This is a genomic window from Paenibacillus vietnamensis (assembly GCF_020169515.1).
GTDB lineage: Bacteria > Bacillota > Bacilli > Paenibacillales > Paenibacillaceae > Pristimantibacillus > Pristimantibacillus vietnamensis.
On sequence record NZ_JAHMHW010000008.1, the window covers coordinates 83921 to 107052 of the forward strand.

The window sequence follows — 23132 nt, forward strand, 5'->3', positions numbered from 1 at the left end:
ATTAAGAGAGGCGTACTATGTTTATCTATACTTATGCGAGCCATGAGGATGAGGCCGGCCTTTGCTCACTTGAGCTGTGCACGCTGCTCGGCCAGCCGGCGCACGGCGGAATCGTAGCGAGCCGGCTCGAAATTCCGGCTGGCCGCAGTCCTTTCGTGAAACGGCGCATAGCAGTCAGTAATGAGGCGGACAGTTTGGAGGAGCTCGCGGAGCAGCTCGTCTCACTCGAGCTCAGCGGAAGAAGCTTCAAGGTGCTCTTCACGCCCGGTGACGAGCCGTTCAGCTTTGAGGAGCAGAGGCAGTGCGAGCGGATTGCCGGCGCGGCGATCCGGGGCAAAGCGGATATGCGGAACGCGGAGCGCTTGTTCGGTTTGACGAAGCTGGGCGGACGCTGGCGGTTCGGGCCTTGCGAGGAGAACGGGGCGGTCTGGCTGAAGCATCAGGACAAGCCGCAAAATTATTCAACGGCCCTGCCCACAAGAGCGGCTAGGGCGATCGTCAATCTTGCCGCCGGACCCGTCTTGTCCGGCAAGCGGCTGATCGATCCCTGCTGCGGAATGGGGACTTCGCTTATTGAAGCCCTGTCGATGGGAATCAGCATCGTCGGCATCGACATAAACCCGCTGGCGGTGCGCGGAGCCCGGAACAATCTTGCTCATTTCGGTTACTCCGCAGATACGGTGAGACTGGGCGATCTGCGGCAAGCGGAAGGGCATTATGACGCGGCGGTCGTCGATATGCCGTACAACTTATGCTCGGTGCTGCCGGAGGCGGAGCAGCTGGAGCTGCTGGCCGCGGTCAGAAGGCTGGCGGATAAGGCGGTCATCGTAACAACGGAGCGGATTCCGGGACTGCTGGAGCGCGCAAATTGGCGAATCGCGGAAGACGCGAAGGTGAGTAAAGGCTCTTTTACCAGATATATAACTGTAGTAAAATAAGGATGATGCAGCGCATGAAGCGAGGTGAACCTAATGTCTACATTGGATCAGAACGAATCGGCCGAGCAGCCGAAGCCGCTCACGCAAGCGGAGAAGGCGAAGCAGCTGCTGGCACAGAAGAAGCAGGCTCAAGCCGGAGGCTTGCCTGGCCAGAAGCACCAGTCCGCGGGCCCGCAAGCAATGAAGAGCCAGAATACGAAGAAGGTCAACAACCAACGTAAAAAGATGGGTGTATAACAAGCTGGAGCGCGCCTGCGCGCAGCAAATAGCAAAGAGACGAGGCGCCGGCTTACACAGCTTGGCGCTTTGCTGCGCTTGATTGAACGATAACAAAGGTTAATTGTCGAAAATAACCTGTTTATACAAGAATGAATTTCGGCGGACCCCCACATAATGAAGATACGTCAATTTATTTTCAGCGGAGGGATACGTTATGACGGCGACCAAATCTGCGACCGGACCATCGCGACTAAGCATCTATTTGCTTGCCGGTGTGGCCACATCCAATACGATATTTACCGAATGCAAAATAAAGCTTGAAAAGCTGTTCCAAACGGAACACGTCGAACCGGAGGTGCACGTCGTGTTTCCTTACGGCGATGCGAGCCGGAGCCTGATCCGTCAGGTGCTGGAGGTGCGGAGCGACCTGTCCAACCGGCTGTCGGCCGGCCGAATCGGCGGGCAAAACGCTTTGAACAAAATCAAGGAAACGCTGACAGGGGAACGGATGCTGCTGATCGGGCACAGCGGAGGCGGCGCTGCGGCCTACCAGGCGGGCAAGATGCTGTACGAAAAGGATGAAATCCGGGACCTCCGCATCGTCCAGATCGGAGCGCCGAAAACGCCGATCGATCCTCGGATACAGGACAAGGTCAGCTATTTTCACTCGATTGACTGCACGGGCAAGCCGAACGATCCGATCAGCCGGATCGGCACATGGGGCGGCTGGAGCAAAAGCCGCTTCTCCGTGCCGCGCTGGAACCGGTTGAAGTATGCGCCTGGCTACGTAGAGGGAATTCAGACGGTCGGCGGGCATGCGGATTATTTCCGCCATACGGAGCCGTACCAGGATCAACAGGCGGTATGCAATCTGGATAAGACGATCAACCGCGTCAGCGATTGGTTGAAAGGGTGGATTTGATCCTTTAAAATGGGGAAGAGAGCGGGCCGTTTCCAAATAGAGGGGAGCAAGGCCTGCCAAGCGGGAGGTGAGCGGTGTGGCTAATACCCATACTTACTCCAAACGGGAGGAAATCGCCAATGCTGTAACGCATGGCATCGGGGCCGGATTAAGCGTCGCGGCGCTAGTGCTGCTTATCGTGTTTGCGGCGGCGAAAGGAACGGCTTTTCATGTCGTCAGTTTTACGATATATGGATCTGCTATGCTGCTGCTGTATTTGGCTTCCACGCTCGTTCACAGCTTTCCCGAGGGAAAAGCCAAACGGGTTTTCGAATCGCTGGACCATTCGTTTATTTATGTGTTTATTGCCGGAACGTACACGCCTATCCTGTTTCATATCGTACAGGGGAAGCTGGGCTGGGTGCTGTTCGGCATCGTATGGGGCGCTGCGGTTGTCGGCGTTGTGTTTAAATCGTTTTTTGCGTCACGTTTTTTGTTTACCTCGACGCTTATCTACATCGCGATGGGATGGATCATCGTATTCGCCTGGAAGCCGCTAACGGACCATTTGGCGCCGGGCGGCGTACAGCTGCTTGTGACAGGCGGCCTGCTGTATACGTTCGGCACGGTGTTCTATATGTGGCGGAGCTTTCCGTATCATCATGCGGTATGGCATTTATTCGTACTTGGCGGATCCATCGTCCATTTTTTTGCGATCCTGCTTTATGTGCTGCCGGCTTAAAGTGCGCCGCCGCGGCCAAAATAACGCTCATCCTCTGCAAACCTAGCTTTGCAGAGGATGAGCGTTTTTCATTAAATATAAGAAAGTATAAATTTCACTTTATGCTGGACTTATATTTCATCGCGATGGCGAGCTTTTGCCGCCAAAGGACGGCGACAGCCGTTTACGCTTGTTATACAGGACACCAGCCGGGCGGCATCGCGCATATGGACATAGCGGCGGGCATTTCTTCGCCGGCCAGATCGGAAAAGTAGCTCGACAAAATATGATTGCCGGCGATCGAGCCCATGCGGAATGATCGTTTGACCTCGCCTTTTACATGAAGATAATAATAGGTTTGCTTTGTTTTCGGAGATTGATACACAAGCGTAGGCAGATGCGGGACGATATCGAATTCATTTTGGAAGCGCCAGTGGGTGCCGACGGTAGCATTATATTTCCGGACGAACTGAGGATCCCCGACTCTTGGTGCACCGAAGGTATAGACGATCGGTGCGGCAAATTCGGTATTGCTTGCCAAATCCAGCGCGGACAGGGTAGCGAGCGCACCGCCAAGGCTGTGTCCGGTAATGTAGAGGGGGCGGTCCGCAGGCAGCTGCCTGAGAATGTCGAGAATCTGATTGCGTGACGACATGTAAATATCGGTGAAGCCTTTGTGGGTGAGACCGGCATTTTTGACGGGGCGGTACGATGTTTGCTGAGCGATGAAATCGGCCACCCAGTCTACGGCGGAGCCGCTCCCGCGGAATGCGAGAACCGTTGCCTGCTCCGAGGTCAGAACAAAGCCGAATCTTTCCTCGTAGCTGTCGGCGCTTCTCCCGGTGAACTCCCCGGCCAGGCTGTACGTTTCCGGCACCAGAAACAAGCCGTCTTTATTACTGAATTGCACGTACGTTTGTCCGCAAACGGCAGCCAAAAACAAAGCCGTCCGCAAATCGAGCGCTTGCGCTTCAAGCTGATTTCTTTGACTGGACACCATGCTATCCCTCCGCTCATACGTCCCGTAAATGCTGATGTTGTATCATATGTAGGCGGATGTCATTGGGTACCTGGGAAAAAAGGTGTATAATCAAGGTATTAATTTGAAAGGGGATTCATACATGACGCTTAAAATCGGAATGATCGGCACAGGCTGGTTCGGCATGATGCACGCGGAGAAGCTTTCCAAAACCGAAGGGGTGGACATTGCCGGCTTCGTGGCAACGAACCAGGAAAAGGCGGATGCGGCCGCTAGCAAGTTCAATAATGCCCGCGGATATGACTCCATACATAAGCTGCTCGAAGACCGCAAGCTGGATGCGGCATACATTTGCGTGCCGCCCTTTGCTCACGGCGAGATCGAGCAGGCGTTAATCGAACGCGGCATTCCGTTCCTGGTGGAAAAGCCGATCGGCACGGATGAGCAGGTGCCCGGAGCCATTCTGAAGGGTATCGAAGAGAAAGGCCTGATCACCTCGGTCGGATACCATTTCCGTTACATGGATGGAACGGACCGCGCACGTGAGCTGCTGCGGGAGCGCACGATCGGCATGGCGCTCGGCTATTGGATGGGCTCGATGCCGGGCGTAAGCTGGTGGCGGAAGATGGAAGGCTCCGGCGGCCAGTTCGTCGAGCAAACGACGCATATCGTCGACCTGCTCCGTTATACGGCCGGGGAAGTCAGCGAGGTTTATGCGGCATACGGCGACCGGATCATGAACAAGTCGGAGGAAGGCGTAACCGTTCCCGACGTCGGCACGGTTACTTTGAAGCTGGCTTCCGGCGCAGTCGCGACGATCAGCAACACCTGCGCGATTCCGGCGGGCTCGCGGACGGGCCTGCATATTTATACGGACAAAGGCGTGCTGGAGCTTGGCCATAGCGGCCTTATAGATGCGGAAGTCGGTCGCAGAACGGAGTATGCGAACCGGACGAATCCTTACGATCTTGAGAACGAGGCGTTCCTGCACGCGGTAAAAACCGGCGATACTTCGCGCATCCGCTCTACGTACGCAGACTCAATGCTCACGCACCGGGTCACGATGGCTGCAAACGAATCGGCACGCACGGGGCTTCCGGTCAAGCTTTAAGCCTTTTTTGGCAGGAAGCTGTTACCCACATTCCGATTTTGTACGATCCAGCTAACTCTAACGAACTGCACCGTCGCTATCTTAGCGATTTGACCATTTTCGTGTTTCTAAGGAACTATATAATCGCTATTAAGGTGAAAAGATGCCGGTCTATCCCTATTTTCGGGTTATAAGGTTACTCCGATTCGTTACCGTCTGAAAACGTTCATTTGGGAATAAATAGCGACATATGTGTTCGTTAGCTCTGATCCACTTACAGTATGGGGAACGCCGGTACGATTTCTCAAAAAAACAGCGACAGCCTGGGATTGATTGATTATCCCATCCAAGGCTGCCGCTGTTTTATTGTTCCGCTAGCGCTTGCCGCGGTTTCGCCGCTCGGGAATGACGGGGCGTGGCTCGTCGTCCGTCTGCCCGAAGCCGTCCTGCCGCCCCGCGCCAGGGAAGAGGTCCGTCCGGTCCGCGCTGCCGAAGCCGGCTTCCCGCCTGCCGTCCTTCGTCCGGCGCGTCCCTCTCCGCTTTGAGTCCGCTTGCCCGGCAACGATTTCCGAAGGCTTGCGCCCGTTCAACAGATCGCCTGTCCAGCCTTTCTTCCAAAGCCAAACGTAGATGACGATCGTGATGACGAAGATCGTGACAATCATCACGGGGAAGCCCCAAGGCTCTTCCTTCCAGGCGAGCTTGTTAAAGTTCGTCCCCCACAAGGAGCTGGCTACGGTAGCCGGGAGGAACATGACGGTAAAAATCGTGAGCGTCTTCATAATGTCATTGCCGCGGAAGCTGGAAATCGCGTCATCCATGGAAATCAGCGTGTCGATCTCCAGCGCGTAATGCTTCAGCAGCGCGTCGATTCTTTCCAGCTTGTGCGTAATCCGCTTGAAGCCGTCGGTTTCCGTCAGCTTCTCCATGAACGCTTCCTTGGCGGCTCCGTGCAGCTCCCGGACGGGGATAAACAGATGGCTCCAGTGAAGCAGATCATACCGCCGTTCGAATATAATATCGATCAGCCCGGTCCGGTTCTCCCTGCGCATCGTCGCTTCCAGCTCGCCCAGCCGCTTCTCGAAGCCGTCGAGCCCCTCATGGAACGTCTCCAGGATGATGCCGACCATGACGAACAACGCTTCCGGCGCAGAGCCGCAGCTTTCGAATTTCGAAGTGTGCTGAACGCTTTGCAAGCGCAGCGGGAGGCGCATATCGTCATGCATCGTCAGCAGCCGCTCCCTCGACAGCCAGAAATGGAAAGGCTGCACGTCGGATTGGTCCTCGCTTACCTGGAACATGAGCGTTCCGAACAGGAGAGGTTCCAAGCCTTCGGTTTCCCCGACGGTTATAATGTTGTTCCGTCTGTCGGCGCAATCGTCGATCCAGTCCCTGCATTCCGGAAATTGCCGCTTTAGCTCGTCATTTCCGCGGTCCCCCGAGCTTTTCTCTACTATTAAAGCGGCTTTCACCGCCGCTTGTCCGCCTTGTGCAGCCGAAGGCTGCTTTTGCGTATGTTTTCTGCTGGGCAAGGGCTCCTGCCTGGGAGCCTGCTGCCTTGCCTGCTGCAGTACGTGCCATTCCCATCCTGCGGGATAGCGAAGCATCCGATGGATCATCGCTTTGCCTCCTGCTTTTCCGTTTTTTCCAAAAATCAATCTAATCTCCATCATACTCTGAACTGCTCGACTTGTACAACCTGCAGACAGGATTAGACATAACACGACTTATTCCGCGAGGAATGGGGCATACCAACTATAGCTGGAGAAACATAGATGCTACGTTTGAAGGAGGTTATCAGATTGGCGAGAAAAATCGGCATATTCGATACCGAGCGGCAAGCGATCAACGCCATTCAGCAGCTGGAGCAGGCAGGCTTCGTGCCGGGCGAGCTGCGCGTGCTCACGAAGGATTCCGGGCATTCCAGAAGAATTGAAGCGGAGTGCGACGTTCATGCGGACGAGCTGAACGAGCTGGAGGACGACTCTTCGCCGGACCGGGGCGCCGGCTTGTTCGGCGCCGGCCCGTCGGGCTATGCGGGATTGGCCGCAGCGCCGGTATTCGGCACGTCCGGTTACGGTACGCCGGCATATGCAGGCGGAGCATATCCTTTTGCCGCGGTGTTCCTTGGCAGCGACAACGGGCATTCGGAAACGCTGCATGCGCTCGGCCTCGACGACGATGAAGCGGAAGCCTGCGGCAAAGCGATTCAATCGGGCTCGGTTGTTGTCATCGCCCAAACCGACGAGAGCATGTCGCTTTTCGACAAGGACGGCGGTCCCGATCTTTCGCGGCTTGCCGCTGCGGAGGCCGTATTTCGCGGGTGCAATGCTGCGAATATTATTTCCGGCGCATAGACGCTTAGACGAACCGACCTCAAACGAATAAGCCTCGTACCTGGCGAAGGTGAATCCATCGGACGCCGGATGCGGGGCTTATTTACTTTCATGCAGGTTTAAATGCTTGTGAGCGACGGACGGTCCAGCTTGACGATCCGGCTGAGCGGATGCTGCTCGCCGCGGATCAGATCGCGCAGCACATGGGCGGCAAGCATGCTGTAGGCTGTTCCGTTTCCTCCATAGCCGAGACAGTAATACACCTTGGGCCATTTCGGATCTTCCCCGATGAACGGCAGGCCGTCGCGGGATTCGCCGAAGGTGGCGCTCCATTCATATTCGGCAGGGGCCTGAAGTCCCGGGAACAGAGACCCGAGCTTCTCAAGCAGCCGAAGGCTTCGCTTGCGCCTGCCGGCATCGCTATGCAAAGGCTGGCCCGAATCCTCGTCTAACCCGCCGATAATGGCGCGATTGTCCGGTGTCGTGCGCAAATAGAGATAAGGCCGGGCGGTTTCCCAGATGAGAAACCGTTCATGCCAGCTTTGCAGGTTCGGCTGGACGCCTGTCACGACAGCGAACGACCGGTTCAGCTCCGCTTTGATCAGCTGCCCGCGGAGCTCCTCCGGCTCATAGCCGACGGCGTAGACTACGTGTTCGGCTTCGATTTCGAAGCCGTCCGTCGTCCTAAGATGGTATTTTCCGTCTGTTGCTTTATGCAGAGGCACGACATCGGTCCGTTCATGAATTTGCAGACCCGCGGTGACGGCATCCTCCGCCAGCGCACTGACGTAGCGGTACGGGTTAATCTCCGCATCGCCATGAGAGACGATAGCGCCGGGCTTTCGGAAAGGGAAATGTTCGGCAATGTCCCCCGGCAGCCAAAACTCCACGTCGAACCCGCATGCTTTCAGCGCGTCGTACTCCTGCCGGAGCTTCGGCAGATGCTGCTCGGTCGAAGCGAAGTAGAGGCTGCTTCTTCTTTCGAACCCGACATCGACGGAAAGGGCATTAGCTTCCGCTGCAATCATATCGATGGCTTCCCGGCAGGCCCTGTAGAAAGCCGCCGCATCGCGCTCGCCGATCCTCTTGATCAGATCGCACAGCATAATGTCGTTCCCGGCCTGCAGCAGTCCGGTATTGGCCGAGGTGCTTCCGCCCGCAACCCTGTCCCGTTCCAGCATGACGACGGAAAGGCCGTTTTTGACGAGAATGGAGCTGCAGATGGTGCCGGTCATGCCTCCGCCGATGATGGCGACCTGTGTTTTTTTGTTTTCCCGCAAAGGCTCGTATTCCCTGGTTTTCCTAGACGTTTCGGGCCAATATAATTTGCCGGTATACAGCTCCTTCATCGTTATCACTCCCTACGGTAGTATTACCCGATTTGCGGAAGATGAAGCTTGCGGCGCTGCGGGTGTCGGCCTTCATTCTCCAAGCTGCTTCATCGCCTCGCGGTATGCGGTTGGGGATTGGCCGTGAAGGCGGCGGAACTGCTTAGAGAAATAAAGCGCATCCTGCAGCCCGACGGAAGCGGCGACCTGCTCGACCGTCAGCTCGGGACGCTCGCGGAGCATCCGGCGCGCCTTGTCGATGCGAAGTTTGAGCAGGAAGGTAACCGGCGAGACGCCGGTACGCTGCTTGAACAGGCGCGATAGGTACGCGCGGTTGTAGCCTAGCGATTCGGCCATTTGCTCGATTGAGACCGGATGGGCGTACTGGGTGGACAAATAATGCACGACCTGCTGGAGCAGCCGGTCTCCCTCCGCCTGCGCCGATTTCCAGGAATCGCCCGTTTCGGCTTGAAGCAGCGTTTGGTATTCGGCCAGCAACAAGTGAAGATATCCGTTCGCTTTCATATCGGAGGCAGCCCCGCCGGTGCGGAACGACTCGTAGATGCGCCGGAACAGGACGGCGGCGCGGCGCTTGTCGGGGGTGAAGACGACCTGCCGTTCCGCGCGGAATCCGGCTGCTTCGACAAGACCGGCCGCCTGCGCGCCGTGAAAGGCAACCCACCGGTAACGCCAAGGCTCTCCGCCGTCCGATTCGTAGCTGATCAGCTGCTCCGGCTCGATCAGAAACGTATGTCCCGCCTTCAGCTCATGCGTCTGGCCGCCGCAAACGAAAACGCCTTTGCCCTGAAGGACGATATGCATCAAATAAAAGTCGTACACCTTAGGACCCAGGCGGTGCAGGGGCTTCGTCTGGCTTTCCCCGGCGAACAGCACGTGGAGGGGGCCGCGCTCGCCGTGGGCAATGACCGGATTGGAAGCGACTGTGTACATATCCTGCTGCATTTTAACTTTACACCTGCTTTATAAAAGGTTAGAAATGTGCCAAAAGGCTTATTTCCATAATGATAGCATGTCCAACCTTACGCGGTGAAGTCACATAAATCCATACAATGAGCATTTTCCGCCATTTCGTTTTTGCCGATGTTCCGATATACTGAAAAAAAGAAATCCTACTACACTGATAACAAAGGAACGTGATAGCAAATGGCAAACATTGACGCGCTAACACAGCAATTTATACAGCAATACGGCGGAGAGGCGGACGGCATTGCCGTATTCCACGCACCGGGCCGTGTGAACCTGATCGGCGAGCATACCGACTATAACGGCGGTTACGTATTCCCGGCCGCGCTGACCTTCGGTACGACGCTGCTGATCCGGAAGCGCGAAGACAACAAGCTTGGCCTCGCCACGACAAATTTCCCGCTGTCCAAGCAGTTCGCGATCGACGAGATTTTTTACGACGCAGCGGACGACTGGATGAACTATCCGAAGGGCATCGTGAACGAGCTTAAGCAAACCGGCGTCGAATTCAACAACGGCTACGATCTGCTGTACCACGGCGAAATTCCGAACGGGTCCGGCTTGTCCTCCTCGGCCTCGATCGAAGTCGTAACCGCTTATGCCCTTCTGAACATGGAAGGACTGCCGACCGATACGGTCAAAATCGCTCTGCTTTCGCAAAAATCGGAAAACGAGTTTAACGGCGTCCAATGCGGCATTATGGATCAGTTCGCAGTCGCCAACGGGAAGAAGGACCATGCGATTCTGCTTATGTGCGATACGCTTGAATACGACCTCGTGCCGTTTAATTCCGGCAAATACAAGCTGGTCATCGGCAATACGAACAAACGCCGCGGCCTGGTGGATTCCGCTTATAACGAGCGCCGTCGCCAATGCGAGCAAGCCGTGGAGGATCTCCGCGGAGCATTCCCTGAGCTGACGCTGCTCGGTCAAATCAGCCTGGAGCAGTTCAATTCCGCCAAACATCTGATCAAGGACGATACCGTCCGGGCACGCGCTCAGCACGTCGTGGAAGAAATCGACCGCGTGCTGCAATCGATGGCCGCGCTTAAAGCCAATGACCTGGAGCAGTTCGGCCGCCTGATGAACGGCTCGCACGATTCGCTTCGCGACCTGTATGAAGTGACCGGACCGGAGCTTGATGCGATGGTTGCGGCGGCGCGCGAAGTGCAGGGCGTGCTCGGCTCGCGTATGACAGGCGCAGGCTTCGGCGGCTGCACCGTGTCGCTGGTTCATGAGGACAGCATCGAAGCGTTCAAGGAAGAGGTAGGCCGCAAGTATACCGAGGCAACCGGTTTAACCGCCGATTTCTACGTCTGCTCGATCGGCAACGGCGTAGAACGGCTGGTTTAATACTTACAAATATAAAAATATAGCGAGTGGAGAGGAGATTGTACGATGGCAGTATTAGTGACAGGTGGAGCAGGTTATATTGGTTCTCATGCAGTAGCCGCATTGCAGGAGCGCGGGGAGGAAATCGTCGTCGTCGATAATCTTCAGCAGGGGCACCGCCAGGCGCTCCTCGGAGGCAAGCTTTACGAAGGGGATCTTCGCGACGCGGCGTTTCTGGACACCGTGTTCCGTGAAAACGACATCGACGCGGTCATTCATTTCGCTGCCAATTCGCTGGTCGGCGAGAGCATGAAGGATCCCGGCAAATACTATCACAACAACGTCTTCGGTACGCTTTGCCTCCTGGAGAAAATGAACGAATACAACGTCCGCAAAATCGTATTCTCGTCGACGGCGGCAACGTACGGCGAGCCGGAAAACGTGCCGATCGACGAATATGACCGCACGCTTCCGACGAATGCTTACGGCGAAACGAAGCTGGCCATGGAAAAAATGATGAAATGGTTCGACGTTGCCCACGGCATCAAATTCGTGTCGCTTCGTTATTTCAATGCCGCCGGCGCGCATGAGAGCGGGAAAATCGGCGAGGACCACAGTCCCGAAACCCATCTCATTCCGATCGTGCTGCAGGCTGCGCTCGGCCAGCGCCCTCATATATCGGTGTTCGGCGACGATTACAATACGCCGGACGGCACCTGCATCCGCGACTATATCCATGTCAGCGACCTTGCGGACGCACACGTGCTGGCGGTGGACCGTCTGCGCAGCGGAGCGGAAAGCTCCGTATACAACCTGGGCAACGGAACCGGCTTTTCGGTTAAGCAGGTTATCGATATCGCCCGCGCCGTTACCGGCAGGGAAATTCCGGCCGTCATCGAAGAGCGGCGCGCAGGCGACCCTGCCGTACTCGTCGCTTCCTCCGACCGCGCACGCTTGGAGCTGGGCTGGAATCCGAAGCGCGATAAGCTGGAGGACATCATTAGAAGCGCCTGGAACTGGCACGAAGCCAATCCGAAGGGCTATAACGACAAATAGAGTTGCTGCTTGAGTGAAAGGAGCTACACCCCTTGGCAAAAGAACAACAGGTACCTACTCAAAACGAAACGCTGCTGCTCATCGAACGGCTGCTGCAATTTGCCCTGCAGCGCGGCCTGGTGGAGGAGCTTGACCTGAGCGCGGCGCGCAACGCGCTGCTTGACCAGTTCCGGTTTACGGAGCCTTACGTCGGAACGGTTCCGCAGGAGCGGCTGGAAAGTCCGGTTACTCTTCTGGAGCCGCTGCTCGATTACGGCTTTTCGATCGGTCTGATTCCGGACAATACGACGACCTACCGCGACCTGCTGGACGCCCGCATTATGGGGCTGCTGCTGCCGCGCCCGTCAGAGACAAATGCGGCTTTCCGCCGCAAGGCGGAGGCGGAAGGGCTGCATGCGGCGACGGACGCGTTCTACAGCCTGAATATCGATTCGAACTACATCCGGATGGACCGGATCCGTAAAAATCAATATTGGCTGCATGAGACGGAATACGGCAAGCTGGAAATAACGATCAACCTGTCGAAGCCGGAGAAGGATCCGAAGGAAATCGCGCTGCTGAAGACGCTGCCGCAGGCGGCTTACCCGAAATGTCTGCTCTGTGCGGAAAATGTCGGCTACGCGGGCCGTCCCGATCACCCGGCCCGCCAAAACCTGCGTGTCCTGCCGCTTACGCTGCAAGACGAGCAGTGGTATTTCCAGTACTCGCCTTACGTGTACTACAACGAGCACAGCATTATATTTAAAGGCGCTCATGAGCCGATGGTCATTTCGCATGCGTCATTTGCGCGGCTGCTCGATTTCGTCGAGCAGTTCCCGCATTATTTTATCGGCTCGAATGCGGATTTGCCGATCGTCGGCGGCTCCATTCTGAGCCACGACCACTTCCAGGGCGGCCGTCATGTTTTCCCGATGGAGGCGGCCGGAACGGAAGCGAGCTTCGCCGATCCGTCGCTGCCGGGCGTGCGCTTCGGAATCGTCAGCTGGCCGATGTCGGTCGTGCGCGTGAACGGCACCTCCAAAGCCGATGTCCACCGCGCGGCATGCAGGCTGCTCGACGAATGGCGCGCATACAGCGATCCGTCCGCGGACGTGCTTGCTTTCACCGGGCAGGCCGACGGCACGCGGATTCCGCATAATACGATCACGCCGATTGCGCGGCTGCGCGACAACGGGGAATACGAAATCGATCTGGTGCTGCGCAACAACCGTACGAGCGAGGAGCATCCGGACGGTATTTTCCATCCGCACCAGGAGCTGCACCACATCAAGAAGGAAAATATCGGCCTCATCGAGGTGATGGGCCTGGCGGTGCTGCCTGGACGTCTGAAAGACGAGCTGGAGCAGATCGCCGCTTATTTGACGGAAGGAAATCAGTCTTCGCCGGAGGAGCTGGAGGATGCGTCCCATCCGCTGCACAAGCATGCGGAATGGCTGCGTACGCTGATCGCCCGCTACGGCAGGAGCGCGGCGTCTGAGCAGGCGAAAGCGGCCGTCGAAGCGGAGACGGGCGAGAAATTCCTTCAGGTGCTGAAGGATGCGGGCGTTTATAAGCGGACGTCCGAAGGAGCCGAAGCGTTTGAACGGTTTCTCTTGTCAGTCGGGTTGAAGAGAGCATAATCCCATAAGTAACGGAACGAAAACCTTCGGAAGCGTGCTGACAGCAGACGTGAATGAAGGTTTTCGTTTGCTAAAGAGATCGTTTTCCGGATTTATTTTGATAAAAGAAAAGATGTCTAGTACAAAAGTCATGATATTATATTAATTTGTAATAGGCCAAAATTTATGGTATTTTTTAAAATAAAAAGAATTAATATTATTGATATTTTCCTGAAACTAGTTATCGGAGGGATAGAAATGTCCGAAAAAATGCTGCCGTTAGACGAATTTTTGAAGCTTGGCACTGACGAGCAGGTTGAAAAGCTGAAGCGCTGGAAGATGGATTACACGCTGAAGGATATTCGCGAGGCTTGGAATTTCAAGCATTCTGCGCAATATTATATGCTTCTTAAGAAGCTTCGTATTTATGAAAGAGTCGTCAATAAGTCGGATAAGTTTTATCCGGTTCAAGAGCAGCTGCCAAGAGGGGGCGCCGGGGCAGAGCGCGGCTGGGCCGGAGGACAGGAAGGCTACGCCGGGCGCAAGCTGCCGTCGGACAGCTTCGATTACAACCTGAATACGACGCTGAGCGGCCCCGAGCTGGCCGATAAGCTGGAAAGAATCGCACATTTCCTGAAGGGCGAGCACAAGAATGTGACGATTAAGCTCTCGATTGAAGGCGCCGAGGCTGAGGCGGAGGAAACGGAATAAATAAAAAGAACCGGGATATGCGCTGCGTAAGCTTATCCGGTTCTTTTTTATGCTTTTGTGTGTTCATTTGAAAAGAAATGTCTGATAATGGAATAAAATGTAGAAAAAAAATTATGCGTTCCGCAGCTTGCCGAGCTCGGATACGAGCGCCTCGACCTCGCTGATGCTGAATTTATCCTTCGACGCGACAACCTCGTACAAATCTCTGATGTCCTCATATTTGCCAAGGTCGAAATTGGAAGCCTGCATTGCGGCTGCGGTCGCCATTTTCAGCTTCGACTTGATGGCCTCGATCATATATTCCACGTTTTCCTGCGTTTGGAGCTCTAAATTGTTCATGGCTTGCCTCCTATAAGCTTTGCAGCAATTGTATCATGACTGGGGCGCCGAACACCACAAATTGAACAGGAAACTGAAATTGGATACAATTGTAGAATGAAAGGAACCGAATTATAGACAGGCAGGTGCTTTGAACACGGAACAGCTGGACTTAAGCGAATTAACGCCATTTTTAGCATCGGTCGCGGCAGCTCATCCGGACCGGGGCGGCATCGTATTTATTTGTATAGGCACGGACCGGTCAACGGGCGATTCCTTTGGCCCGCTGGTCGGGACGATGCTGCAGGAGCGCGGCTGGCCGCATGTGACGGGCACGCTGCAGACCCCTTGCGACGCCTATGCCGTTGAGAGGGCGGTGCTGGAGCTGCCGGAGGACGCGGTTGTCATTGCGGTTGACGCATGCCTCGGCAAGCCGAAGTCCGTCGGCCGCTATCTGTGCTCGGAAGGGCCGCTGCAGCCCGGGCAAGCGACCGGACGCCGGCTTCCCGCCGTCGGCCGGTACAGCATCGCTGCGGTCGTCAATAGGAACGGCCCCAAAGCATATGGTATGCTGCAAACGACGTCGCTTTATTTCGTGATGCAAATGGCGAAGGAGCTTGCCGATGCGATCGGCGAAGCATGGGGCATCGCAAACAATCAAGCAAAAGAGGAGAGTGCAAGTTATGTCCGGATATTCTGACGGAGCGGTCGTATCGATCGCGCAGCGCAAGCTTTTTTTGAATAACGGCGTTCAGCTCGCATATTACGATTCGCATGCGGAGGACGGGGACGGGATCGGTCAAACCGTCGTACTGCTGCACGGCTACTGCGGAAGCTCGGCATATTGGGAGAAGATTGCGGAGGGGCTGGAGCAATCGGTTCGGATAATCGCGCCCGATCTGAGGGGACACGGGCAAAGCTCGGCTCCGGAGGACGACGTCTACACGATGGATTTGTTTGCCGAGGATATCGCGCAGCTGCTGATTCAGCTGCAGCTTCATAATGTTATTTTGCTCGGGCATTCGCTCGGGGGCTACGTCACGCTCGCTTTTGCCGAGCGGTATGCCAAGAAGCTGTCCGGCTTCGGGCTTATTCATTCCACGCCTTTGGCGGACAGCGATACGGCGAAGGAAAACCGGGATAAGGCGGTTGCCGCCCTGGAAGGGAACGGCGTGCAGGCGTTCGTGGACGGCCTCGTTCCGAAGCTGTTCGCTCCCGCCAGCCTCGAGACGATGCCGCAGGACGTGGAGCATGCGAAGCAAATCGGATACGGCACGTCTTTGCAGGGGGCGGTCGGAACGGCCAAAGGGATGAAGGAGAGGCCGAACAGGGCCAAGGCGATCGACGACACCGATCTGCCGGTGCTGCTTGTTGCGGGAGAGCATGACAAGGTTATTCCGTCTGAAAGCACGTTTGCCGCAAGCAATGCATCTACGGTAAAAGTGCTGCTGGACGGTGCCGGCCATATGGGGATGGTCGAGGCGCCGGAGAAGCTGGCCGCCGCCATCCTCAGCTTCGCAGACGGAATTAAAGGCTAGCGTTCCCGGCTGACGGGGACCTCGGCGCGCTCTAGGAAGGATAACCGGGGAGGGGAGTCTGAGCCTGATGTTTCAACGTGATTATTTCATGAGAATGATCGAACAAATGACGGAAGCGGTCGGACAGATTTTGCAGCTGGGCCGCGAGCGCAAGCATGAGGAAGCGCTGCTTCTGATTGACGATTTGCTCGAGAAAAAATTCCGGCTGAGCAGCAAGCTGATCCGCTCGCTGTCGGACGGGGATCTGATCAAGATGATGTCGACGAACGGCATTCTGGAGACCGGTCAGCTGCAGGCGATCGCTCTGCTGCTGAAGCAGGAGGCGATCATCAGCGCCGATCTGGGGCGCGAGGACGACGCGTTCGCCGCCAATGTGAAGGCGCTGCAGCTGTTTATCAGGCTGTCGCTTGCGGGCGCGGAGCCGACCCTGGCTGATCCCCGGGAGCAGGCCTCAGAGCTGCTTGAGACGCTGCGGCCGTATGAGCTGCCCATTCCGGCGAAGCGACTGCTCGTCGAGTGGCATGTCGAGGAAGGGCGGTATGCGGAAGCCGAGAATGTCTTGTATGAGCTGCTGGAGGAACAGGCGATCTGGTCGGAGGAGGCAGCCGAAATTTATCGAGGGATTCTGAGGCAAACCGACGAGAAGCTGATCGCCGGAGGCCTGCCGCGGGAAGAAGTCGAGCAAGGGCTGGAAGCCCTGATGAAATCATAGGAAGAGAGTAGGCATAAGCATGACAGAGCAATGGGAGCAAGACATAACCGGGTGGGTTCAGTCGGGGGAGCTGCTGCAGGCGACGCTGAGCCAGGTGAAGCGCAAGGATGGAACCGCCGCTCCGAAAACCGTCATCCGGCCCGTCATGCTGAAGAACGGGCTGCACTATCAATTCGAGTATCATGCAGAAAATAAGGTTACACACGACAACGTAGCGGCGGGGGAAGCGGGAGAGCGGATGATCGGGCTGCTGCGCGAGCATTACCGCCAGGCGCTCGTCAAGACGCCGGAGGCCGACGTTCAGCTGCTGTTCAACAAGAAGGGCAAAGCGGCCGTTCTCAGCAAGCCGCCAACCGGCGGAGCCAAACCGAAAAACCTCGAGCATAACCGCCAGAAGCAGCGGGTGCTCGGAGAAGGGAGGCCCGCGCCGTTTCTGGTGGAGCTGGGCATTATGACGCCGGAGGGGCGGGTCCATGCGAAGAAGCAGGATAAATACCGCCAAATTAACCGCTTCCTCGAAATGGTAAGCGACGTGCTGGATTATTTGCCCGCTGACCGCGAGCTTACGATCGTCGATTTCGGCTGCGGCAAATCGTATTTGACCTTCGCGTTGTACCATTTGCTGGCCGTGGAGCAGCAGCGGAGCATTAACGTGATCGGCCTGGACCTGAAGGCCGATGTCATCGCTTTCTGCACGGAGCTTGCGGATAAGCTCGGTTACGGGAAGCTGAAGTTTCTCGTCGGCGATATTGCCGAATACGAGGGGCTTCAAGCGGCGGACATGGTCGTGACCCTGCATGCCTGCGATACGGCGACGGATGCCGCGCTGGCGAAGGCCGTCGGCTGGGGGGCGTCGGTCATCATGTCGGTGCCGTGCTGCCAGCATGAGCTGTTCCGCCAAATCGGCGGGGATGAGCTGTCTCCGATTTTGTCCCAGGGACTGCTGAAGGAGCGTTTCGCCGCATTGGCGACGGACGCGGCCAGAGGCGTCCTGCTGGAGGCGCTGGGCTACAAGGTTCAGATGCTGGAGTTCGTCGATCCGGAGCATACGCCCAAAAACCTGCTCATCCGGGCGGTAAGGGGAGAGCAGCTGCGGTTTTCCGCGAAAAAATGGGAGGAATACGAGCAATTTCGCCAGTTTCTATCCATTTCTCCGTCGCTGGAGCGGATGCTGTCGGACAGGTTTCCGGCCGGCGTCAGCGATTAGAATTGAATGTTAAATATTTCATATAGACAATTGTCGATGCATGTAACATTTGCTACAATGGGAAAAGATGGCTATCAAATGAATGGGTGAACCGCATTGGGATGGATGATCTGGCTGGACTTAAGCATGTTTCTTGTGCTGTTAGGCTTGTTTTTCTACGTATTCGCATCGAGCTCCATTACGGTGCTGCACCGCATTTATCTCTTGCTGCATATCGTCTTTATGGTATGGCCGCTATGCCAGTTTATTTCTCAGACCAGCTCGACGGCATCCTACAAGATGCTCTACCTGACCGCATCCTATGCGGGACTGTCCCTGCTCGGCGTGGGATGGTTCGTGTTTATTGTGTTTCTTACCGGCCAATCGTACGTCGTGCGAAAGAGCCGGTTGTTCATTTTATCGACTCCGGCGATTCTTTCCGTCCTGGCGGTTGTCGTCAATCCGAACGGTTTGTTCCTCCAGATCAACGAACGGCTTGATCCGCTTAAGCAGCTGCAGCACGGTCCGCTGTACTGGCTGATGATCGGACAGCTCATCCTGTACCTGGCCGTATCCGTTACGATTATGGTGAATAAGCTGATGTCCGACGAGTCGGAAAGACAGCGGACGCTGATCAAGACGGCGATGAACGGCATGGCGACTCTGCTGCTGTTCTCTCTTGCGGATTTGACGGTCAATGTGTTTCTGATCGATTATATTGCCCGTTACGTTCCGCTTATATCGGCCGGCATGGCGTTCTCCGCCGTCTATCTCGCGCATGCGATCAGCCGCAACAAGGTGTTCGACATTATCCAGTCGGTGCAGCGGGACGTTATGAATACGATGTCGATGGGCGTAATCGTACTGGACGAGCACGATACGATCATCGAAGTGAACAAGATTATGAAGAAAATGATTCGTCTCCGCATCGGAGACAAGTTCAGTGCGGCCGTCATGGCCGCTCATATCAAGGGGCTTTCCCCCAAGGAGCTCGAGGAGTTTCTGGACGAGCAGCGGAAGCGTCCGCTGGACCGGCTGGAATTCGAGCTCGAGCTGGAATTGGACAAGTACCGCCATGTCATCGTGCAATCGGCCCCGATTCTGAACGCGAAGAAGCAGCCGGTAGGCCGCGTGCTGACGTTTCAGGACGTGACGGAGCTGAGGCTTCTGGTGGAAGAGACGAACCGGCAGAACGTGCAGCTGCAGGACCGCTACCGCGATCTGCTGATTATGCAGGACGAGCTGTTCCAGGCCAACAAGAAGCTGGAGACGATGGCGATTACGGACGGCTTGACCGGCTGCTATAACAGGCGTTATTTGCTGCAGCAGCTCGAGCAGGAGGTCGTGACGAATATCCGGTATCGGATTCCCTTCTCGATCTTTTTATTCGATCTCGATTATTTCAAGGCCGTCAACGACAAATTCGGCCATCTGGCCGGCGACGAGGTGCTGTGCAGCACCGTTGACGCGGTCCGCTCGACTTTGCGGATGACGGATGTGCTTGCTCGGTACGGCGGCGAGGAGTTTACGGTATATTTGCCTCAAACGAACCGGGAACAGGCGGAATGGATGGCGGAGCGGGTCATGGAAGCGGTCGAGAGCAACAAGGTGCGGACGGCTCCTGGAGAAAACGAGCTGTCCGTCACGATCAGCATGGGGGTCATCACCATCGAGCGGTTCGAGCCCTCCGATCTCGAAGATCCGAAAGCGTTTTTACGGGAGCTGCTCGCGCAGGCGGATGCGGCGCTATATGAAGCCAAATACAGCGGGCGCAACCGGATGGTCAAACGTAAGCTCGCCTGATCGGCCCGGACGCCAGACGTCGGGGCTTTTTGTTTGCCCGGCGAATAGTCAGCCTACGACCGATCTGATAAAATAAACACAATCGTATACCAAGCCATAATTATCGAAAGCGGGAACTGAAGCACATGAGAAAAGTGCATATAGGAATGGTCAAGCCGGGAGACCGAATCGCAAAGCCTGTCTTTCAGGAAAACGGAAACGTGCTGCTGGGAGAAGGGGTTGTGCTGAACGACCGTTATATCGAGCGGCTTAATCATTTGGGCATTGATATTTTATACATAGAGAACGGCTTGACCGAGGATCTGATTCCTGAGGATACGATACGCGACGAAACCCGCAAGCAAGCCGTCGACACGATCTATAAAACGATGACCGCCTTCAAGGATCAGGCGGGGACGAAAGGAAGGACGATCGCGCCGGATATGGGCCGCAATTTCCGCGCCATCTTCGGGCAAATCATGCAGGATCTGGCTACGCGGCCGAATATGCTCGTCAATCTGACAAGCATACATGCCAAGGACGCCTATTTGTTTCAGCATTCCTTTAACGTAGCGGTACTGGCGGGCATCATGGGCATCGCTAAGGGCCTGAACCGGACCCAGCTGGAGGAGCTCGGCGTCGGCGCGCTTCTGTTTGACATCGGCATGACCAAGCTCCCCCAGAAGCTTCTCACGCATCCAGGCAGTTTCACGCCGGAGGAGCATAAGCTGATGAGAAGCCATACGCAGGAAGGCTTCGATATTTTACGCAAATACCATGATATTTCGGTCGTGTCCGCGCATTGCGCCTTCCAGCACCATGAGCGGTTCAACGGCTCGGGCTACCCTCGCGGGCTGAAGGGCGATGAAATCCATCTCTACGCCCAAATCGTCGGCATCGCCGATATGTTCGATGCGCTGACGTCGCCGAGACCGCACCGCAAACGGTATACGGCCAGCGAAGCGATCGAATTTCTGTTTGCCGCCGGCGGGACTTTTTTTGATCTGGAGCTGATCAAGCTGTTCTGCAGGCATATTTCCATTTATCCGGTTTCTACGTCGCTGCTGCTCAGCACGGGGCAGGTCGGCGTCGTCTCGGAGAACAACGAGCTGGCCGTCCATCGCCCGAAGGTCCGGATCATAATGGAGAAGGACGGTACGATGCCGAAGGAGCCGTATGAAATCGAGCTCAAGGACGAGCTCTACATCACGATTGTCAAAGAGCTGTAGCTTCGCTGCAGCACATGGCGGAAACCTTCCAACCGGTGTTACATCTATCGCCGAATTGGGAGGTTTCTTTGCAAAGGACTGGCAGTCTAGCTTTAAATATGATAGGGATTAAGGTAAAATAATGAGAAATAGACGGGATAGGGGATGTGCGCAGCTCTATGAGTACAATACAGCACCACAAGCTTTCCAGGTTCGAGGTGCTGCGAAGAGTGCTGTTCATTACGCTCGGCGCAGTTCTGGTCTCGGTTGGGCTTGAAATCTTTCTGGTTCCCAATCAAATTATTGACGGCGGCATCGTCGGCATTTCGATCATCAGCTCCTATTTGTCGGGCGTGCCGCTTGGCCTTTTCTTATTTATTCTGAATTTGCCTTTTCTCATTATCGGCTACAAGCAAATCGGCAAAACATTTGCATTGTCGACGCTGTACGGCGTTACGGTCATGTCAATCGGCACGTTTCTGCTCCATCCCGTGCCGCCGCTTACGGTGGAGCCGTTTCTGGCTTCGATATTCGGCGGGGTCATACTCGGCATTGGAGTCGGAATGGTTATCCGGTTCGGGGGATCGCTGGACGGCACGGAGATCGTTGCGATTTTGCTGAACAAGCGTCTTCCGTTTTCCGTCGGGGAGACGGTCATGTTTTTTAATCTGTTCATTCTCGGGAGCGCGGGCTTTGTTTATACCTGGGACCGGGCGATGTACTCGCTAATCGCGTATTATATCGCCTTCAAGATGATCGATCTGACGATCGAGGGTTTCGACGAGTCGAAGGCCGTCTGGATTATCAGCGACGAAGCGAAGGAGATCGGGGCTGCCATCATGAGCCGGCTCGGCCGCGGCGTCACGTATTTGAACGGCGAGGGCGGATTTACGGGCGGCAGCAAAAAGGTCATTTTCTGCGTCATTACGCGTCTCGAGGAAGCGAAGATGAAATCGATCGTGCATGAGCTCGACCCGGTTGCGTTCCTTGCCGTAGGAAATATTCACGATGTGAAGGGCGGACGGTTTAAGAAACGCGATATTCACTAATGATGGTAATAGGAGAAAGCAGAAGGAGTTATCGCAATTGGATGAGTTTGCTCGTATTCAGCATTGGACGGCGGGTCGTCAGCCGGAGGAGTGGCTTCGCCGGCGCGGGGTCGTCATCGGCATAGGCGATGACGCCGCCGCCATAGATCCCGCGGCTGCAGCGGACGGCGTTGCGGAGCCGAAGCGGCTGCTGCTGGCGGTCGACACGATGGTGGAGACCGTCCATTTCAAGCGGTCGACGATGCGGGACGAGGACGTCGGCTATAAGGCTTTGGCCGCAAACGTGAGCGACATTGCCGCGATGGGCGGCGTGCCTCTGCATGCGCTCGTATCGGTTAGCGTACCGCCCTCGTATAAGCCGGAGCGGATGCGGAGGCTGTACGACGGGCTGTACGAGTGCGCCGAGCGCTACGGGGTTGCGGTGGCGGGAGGCGATACGACCTCGTCGCCGGAGCATTTGGTTGTGGCCGTGACGGTGACGGGAACCGTCGAGGCGGGGCGGGAGCTGCGGCGCTCGGGGGCGAAGCCGGGCGACGCGGTGTTTGTGACCGGCGCCGTCGGGATGTCGGCGGCGGGGCTGCATGCGCTGCTGGCACAGGAGGGCCGGGCAGCGGGTACTGAAGCCGGGGAAGCGGAATGCGACCCGGCTGCGGCGGCCGCAGCGATCGTGCGGAGCTGCGGCCTGGATCCGGCGCAGGCAGCGGCGCTGCTGCTGGCGCACCGGCGGCCCGGCCCGTCCGTGCGCGCCGGACGGCTGCTGCTGGAGCTGGGCTGCCATTCGCTGAATGACGTCAGCGACGGGTTGGCCAGCGAAGCATGGGAAATTGCGGAGGCATCGGGGCTGAGGCTGGTGCTCGAGGAGCGAAGGCTGCCGAAGAGCGGCAGCCTGGCGGCCTATGCGGCGGCCGCGGGAGTGGATCCGCTGGATTGGATGCTTTTCGGGGGAGAAGATTACGCGCTGCTTGGCACGATGGAGCTGTCCGCGGCGGAAGCGGCACGGTCCGCTTTTCATGCCGAGGGCATTCCTTTTTTTGTTATCGGACATACCGAAGCTGCCGGCACAGGCGTAGAGCTTATTCGCGCAAACGGCCGGACGAAGCTTAAGAAGCAAGGCTACAATCATTTTTCGTCATGAACGGGTGAATA

23 protein-coding genes are annotated in these 23132 nt (G+C 56.4%); 18 read left to right on the plus strand and 5 right to left on the minus strand.

Going from position 1 to position 23132, the window contains the following annotated elements; genetic code table 11:
* The first annotated feature begins 17 nt into the window (after window positions 1-17).
* From KP806_RS16645 to trhA, 4 genes are all read left to right on the plus strand, one after another.
* On the plus strand, window positions 18-938 hold the full coding sequence (locus tag KP806_RS16645) for a TRM11 family SAM-dependent methyltransferase (protein ID WP_224724842.1): 921 nt from the start codon (window positions 18-20) through the stop codon (window positions 936-938).
* A 33-nt stretch (window positions 939-971) separates the two neighbouring features.
* On the plus strand, window positions 972-1175 hold the full coding sequence (locus KP806_RS16650; RefSeq protein ID WP_224724843.1) for a hypothetical protein: 204 nt from the start codon (window positions 972-974) through the stop codon (window positions 1173-1175).
* 196 nt (window positions 1176-1371) lie between these two features.
* Window positions 1372-2079 (plus strand): hypothetical protein, encoded by a 708-nt coding sequence (locus KP806_RS16655; protein ID WP_224724844.1) that lies wholly within the window; start codon window positions 1372-1374, stop codon window positions 2077-2079.
* A gap of 76 nt (window positions 2080-2155) precedes the next feature.
* On the plus strand, window positions 2156-2800 hold the full coding sequence (trhA, locus tag KP806_RS16660) for a PAQR family membrane homeostasis protein TrhA (protein ID WP_224724845.1): 645 nt from the start codon (window positions 2156-2158) through the stop codon (window positions 2798-2800).
* Between the two features lie 172 nt (window positions 2801-2972).
* Here the strand turns inward: trhA and KP806_RS16665 are convergent, their stop codons facing one another.
* Window positions 2973-3776 carry a lipase family protein gene (locus KP806_RS16665; RefSeq protein ID WP_224724846.1) on the minus strand — a complete coding sequence of 268 codons (804 nt, stop codon included), beginning with the start codon at window positions 3774-3776 and terminating at the stop codon, window positions 2973-2975.
* A gap of 124 nt (window positions 3777-3900) precedes the next feature.
* On the opposite strand from KP806_RS16665, the gene KP806_RS16670 reads away from it, so the two are divergent.
* Window positions 3901-4869: a Gfo/Idh/MocA family protein gene (locus KP806_RS16670; RefSeq protein ID WP_224724847.1), complete on the plus strand. Its 969-nt coding sequence runs from the start codon at window positions 3901-3903 to the stop codon at window positions 4867-4869.
* A 353-nt stretch (window positions 4870-5222) separates the two neighbouring features.
* Here KP806_RS16670 and KP806_RS16675 read toward each other — a convergent pair whose 3' ends face one another.
* Window positions 5223-6467: a magnesium transporter CorA family protein gene (locus KP806_RS16675; protein WP_224724848.1), complete on the minus strand. Its 1245-nt coding sequence runs from the start codon at window positions 6465-6467 to the stop codon at window positions 5223-5225.
* A 183-nt stretch (window positions 6468-6650) separates the two neighbouring features.
* Between KP806_RS16675 and KP806_RS16680 the strand changes: the two genes are divergently transcribed.
* Complete coding sequence (locus KP806_RS16680; RefSeq protein ID WP_224724849.1) at window positions 6651-7205, plus strand: general stress protein; 555 nt, start codon at window positions 6651-6653, stop codon at window positions 7203-7205.
* Between the two features lie 98 nt (window positions 7206-7303).
* Here KP806_RS16680 and KP806_RS16685 read toward each other — a convergent pair whose 3' ends face one another.
* Together KP806_RS16685 and KP806_RS16690 are read right to left on the minus strand one after the other, a co-directional pair.
* Window positions 7304-8533, minus strand: coding sequence for an NAD(P)/FAD-dependent oxidoreductase (locus KP806_RS16685; protein WP_224724850.1), 1230 nt, complete (start codon window positions 8531-8533; stop codon window positions 7304-7306).
* 72 nt (window positions 8534-8605) lie between these two features.
* Complete coding sequence (locus tag KP806_RS16690) at window positions 8606-9475, minus strand: AraC family transcriptional regulator (protein ID WP_224724851.1); 870 nt, start codon at window positions 9473-9475, stop codon at window positions 8606-8608.
* A gap of 201 nt (window positions 9476-9676) precedes the next feature.
* Here KP806_RS16690 and KP806_RS16695 point away from each other — a divergent pair, with 201 nt between their 5' ends.
* The 4 genes from KP806_RS16695 to KP806_RS16710 all read left to right on the plus strand — a co-directional run bounded on the left by KP806_RS16695 (window position 9677) and on the right by KP806_RS16710 (window position 14193).
* Window positions 9677-10849: a galactokinase gene (locus KP806_RS16695; RefSeq protein WP_224724852.1), complete on the plus strand. Its 1173-nt coding sequence runs from the start codon at window positions 9677-9679 to the stop codon at window positions 10847-10849.
* A 45-nt stretch (window positions 10850-10894) separates the two neighbouring features.
* Window positions 10895-11884, plus strand: coding sequence for a UDP-glucose 4-epimerase GalE (gene galE, locus KP806_RS16700; protein ID WP_224724853.1), 990 nt, complete (start codon window positions 10895-10897; stop codon window positions 11882-11884).
* Between the two features lie 32 nt (window positions 11885-11916).
* Window positions 11917-13503 (plus strand): UDP-glucose--hexose-1-phosphate uridylyltransferase, encoded by a 1587-nt coding sequence (locus KP806_RS16705; RefSeq protein ID WP_224724854.1) that lies wholly within the window; start codon window positions 11917-11919, stop codon window positions 13501-13503.
* Window positions 13504-13740: 237 nt separating this feature from the next.
* Window positions 13741-14193: a hypothetical protein gene (locus tag KP806_RS16710; RefSeq protein ID WP_224724855.1), complete on the plus strand. Its 453-nt coding sequence runs from the start codon at window positions 13741-13743 to the stop codon at window positions 14191-14193.
* A gap of 111 nt (window positions 14194-14304) precedes the next feature.
* Here KP806_RS16710 and KP806_RS16715 read toward each other — a convergent pair whose 3' ends face one another.
* A complete protein-coding gene (locus tag KP806_RS16715; protein ID WP_224724856.1) occupies window positions 14305-14532 on the minus strand; it encodes a DUF1128 domain-containing protein in 228 nt (75 codons plus the stop codon).
* Between the two features lie 130 nt (window positions 14533-14662).
* On the opposite strand from KP806_RS16715, the gene yyaC reads away from it, so the two are divergent.
* The 8 genes from yyaC to thiL all read left to right on the plus strand — a co-directional run bounded on the left by yyaC (window position 14663) and on the right by thiL (window position 23121).
* Complete coding sequence (gene yyaC / locus KP806_RS16720) at window positions 14663-15211, plus strand: spore protease YyaC (RefSeq protein ID WP_224724857.1); 549 nt, start codon at window positions 14663-14665, stop codon at window positions 15209-15211.
* On the plus strand, window positions 15195-16049 hold the full coding sequence (locus KP806_RS16725; RefSeq protein ID WP_224724858.1) for an alpha/beta fold hydrolase: 855 nt from the start codon (window positions 15195-15197) through the stop codon (window positions 16047-16049). Before yyaC ends, KP806_RS16725 begins: the two co-directional genes overlap by 17 nt.
* 67 nt (window positions 16050-16116) lie before the next feature.
* Window positions 16117-16761: a DUF6483 family protein gene (locus tag KP806_RS16730; protein WP_224724859.1), complete on the plus strand. Its 645-nt coding sequence runs from the start codon at window positions 16117-16119 to the stop codon at window positions 16759-16761.
* Window positions 16762-16780: 19 nt separating this feature from the next.
* A complete protein-coding gene (locus tag KP806_RS16735) occupies window positions 16781-17968 on the plus strand; it encodes a class I SAM-dependent methyltransferase (protein WP_224724860.1) in 1188 nt (395 codons plus the stop codon).
* 105 nt (window positions 17969-18073) lie between these two features.
* Complete coding sequence (locus KP806_RS16740) at window positions 18074-19750, plus strand: histidine kinase N-terminal 7TM domain-containing diguanylate cyclase (protein ID WP_224724976.1); 1677 nt, start codon at window positions 18074-18076, stop codon at window positions 19748-19750.
* Between the two features lie 125 nt (window positions 19751-19875).
* Window positions 19876-20958, plus strand: coding sequence for an HD-GYP domain-containing protein (locus KP806_RS16745; protein WP_224724861.1), 1083 nt, complete (start codon window positions 19876-19878; stop codon window positions 20956-20958).
* Between the two features lie 158 nt (window positions 20959-21116).
* Window positions 21117-21986 (plus strand): YitT family protein, encoded by an 870-nt coding sequence (locus KP806_RS16750; RefSeq protein WP_224724862.1) that lies wholly within the window; start codon window positions 21117-21119, stop codon window positions 21984-21986.
* A gap of 37 nt (window positions 21987-22023) precedes the next feature.
* Window positions 22024-23121, plus strand: a complete 1098-nt coding sequence (gene thiL, locus KP806_RS16755; RefSeq protein WP_224724863.1) for a thiamine-phosphate kinase — start codon at window positions 22024-22026, stop codon at window positions 23119-23121.
* Window positions 23122-23132 lie beyond the last annotated feature (11 nt).

Bases quoted from the DNA above. Each gene is read 5' to 3' on its own strand.
- KP806_RS16695 (WP_224724852.1), top strand. From the start codon at position 9,677: ATGGCAAACATTGACGCGCTAACACAGCAATTTATACAGCAATACGGC.
- KP806_RS16745 (WP_224724861.1), top strand. From the start codon at position 19,876: ATGAGAAAAGTGCATATAGGAATGGTCAAGCCGGGAGACCGAATCGCA.
- KP806_RS16735 (WP_224724860.1), top strand. From the start codon at position 16,781: ATGACAGAGCAATGGGAGCAAGACATAACCGGGTGGGTTCAGTCGGGG.
- KP806_RS16685 (WP_224724850.1), bottom strand. From the start codon at position 8,533: ATGAAGGAGCTGTATACCGGCAAATTATATTGGCCCGAAACGTCTAGG.
- KP806_RS16710 (WP_224724855.1), top strand. From the start codon at position 13,741: ATGTCCGAAAAAATGCTGCCGTTAGACGAATTTTTGAAGCTTGGCACT.
- KP806_RS16645 (WP_224724842.1), top strand. From the start codon at position 18: ATGTTTATCTATACTTATGCGAGCCATGAGGATGAGGCCGGCCTTTGC.
- galE (WP_224724853.1), top strand. From the start codon at position 10,895: ATGGCAGTATTAGTGACAGGTGGAGCAGGTTATATTGGTTCTCATGCA.
- KP806_RS16655 (WP_224724844.1), top strand. From the start codon at position 1,372: ATGACGGCGACCAAATCTGCGACCGGACCATCGCGACTAAGCATCTAT.
- KP806_RS16715 (WP_224724856.1), bottom strand. From the start codon at position 14,532: ATGAACAATTTAGAGCTCCAAACGCAGGAAAACGTGGAATATATGATC.
- KP806_RS16740 (WP_224724976.1), top strand. From the start codon at position 18,074: ATGATCTGGCTGGACTTAAGCATGTTTCTTGTGCTGTTAGGCTTGTTT.
- KP806_RS16725 (WP_224724858.1), top strand. From the start codon at position 15,195: ATGTCCGGATATTCTGACGGAGCGGTCGTATCGATCGCGCAGCGCAAG.
- KP806_RS16750 (WP_224724862.1), top strand. From the start codon at position 21,117: ATGAGTACAATACAGCACCACAAGCTTTCCAGGTTCGAGGTGCTGCGA.
- KP806_RS16690 (WP_224724851.1), bottom strand. From the start codon at position 9,475: ATGCAGCAGGATATGTACACAGTCGCTTCCAATCCGGTCATTGCCCAC.
- KP806_RS16675 (WP_224724848.1), bottom strand. From the start codon at position 6,467: ATGATCCATCGGATGCTTCGCTATCCCGCAGGATGGGAATGGCACGTA.
- KP806_RS16650 (WP_224724843.1), top strand. From the start codon at position 972: ATGTCTACATTGGATCAGAACGAATCGGCCGAGCAGCCGAAGCCGCTC.
- KP806_RS16730 (WP_224724859.1), top strand. From the start codon at position 16,117: ATGTTTCAACGTGATTATTTCATGAGAATGATCGAACAAATGACGGAA.
- KP806_RS16670 (WP_224724847.1), top strand. From the start codon at position 3,901: ATGACGCTTAAAATCGGAATGATCGGCACAGGCTGGTTCGGCATGATG.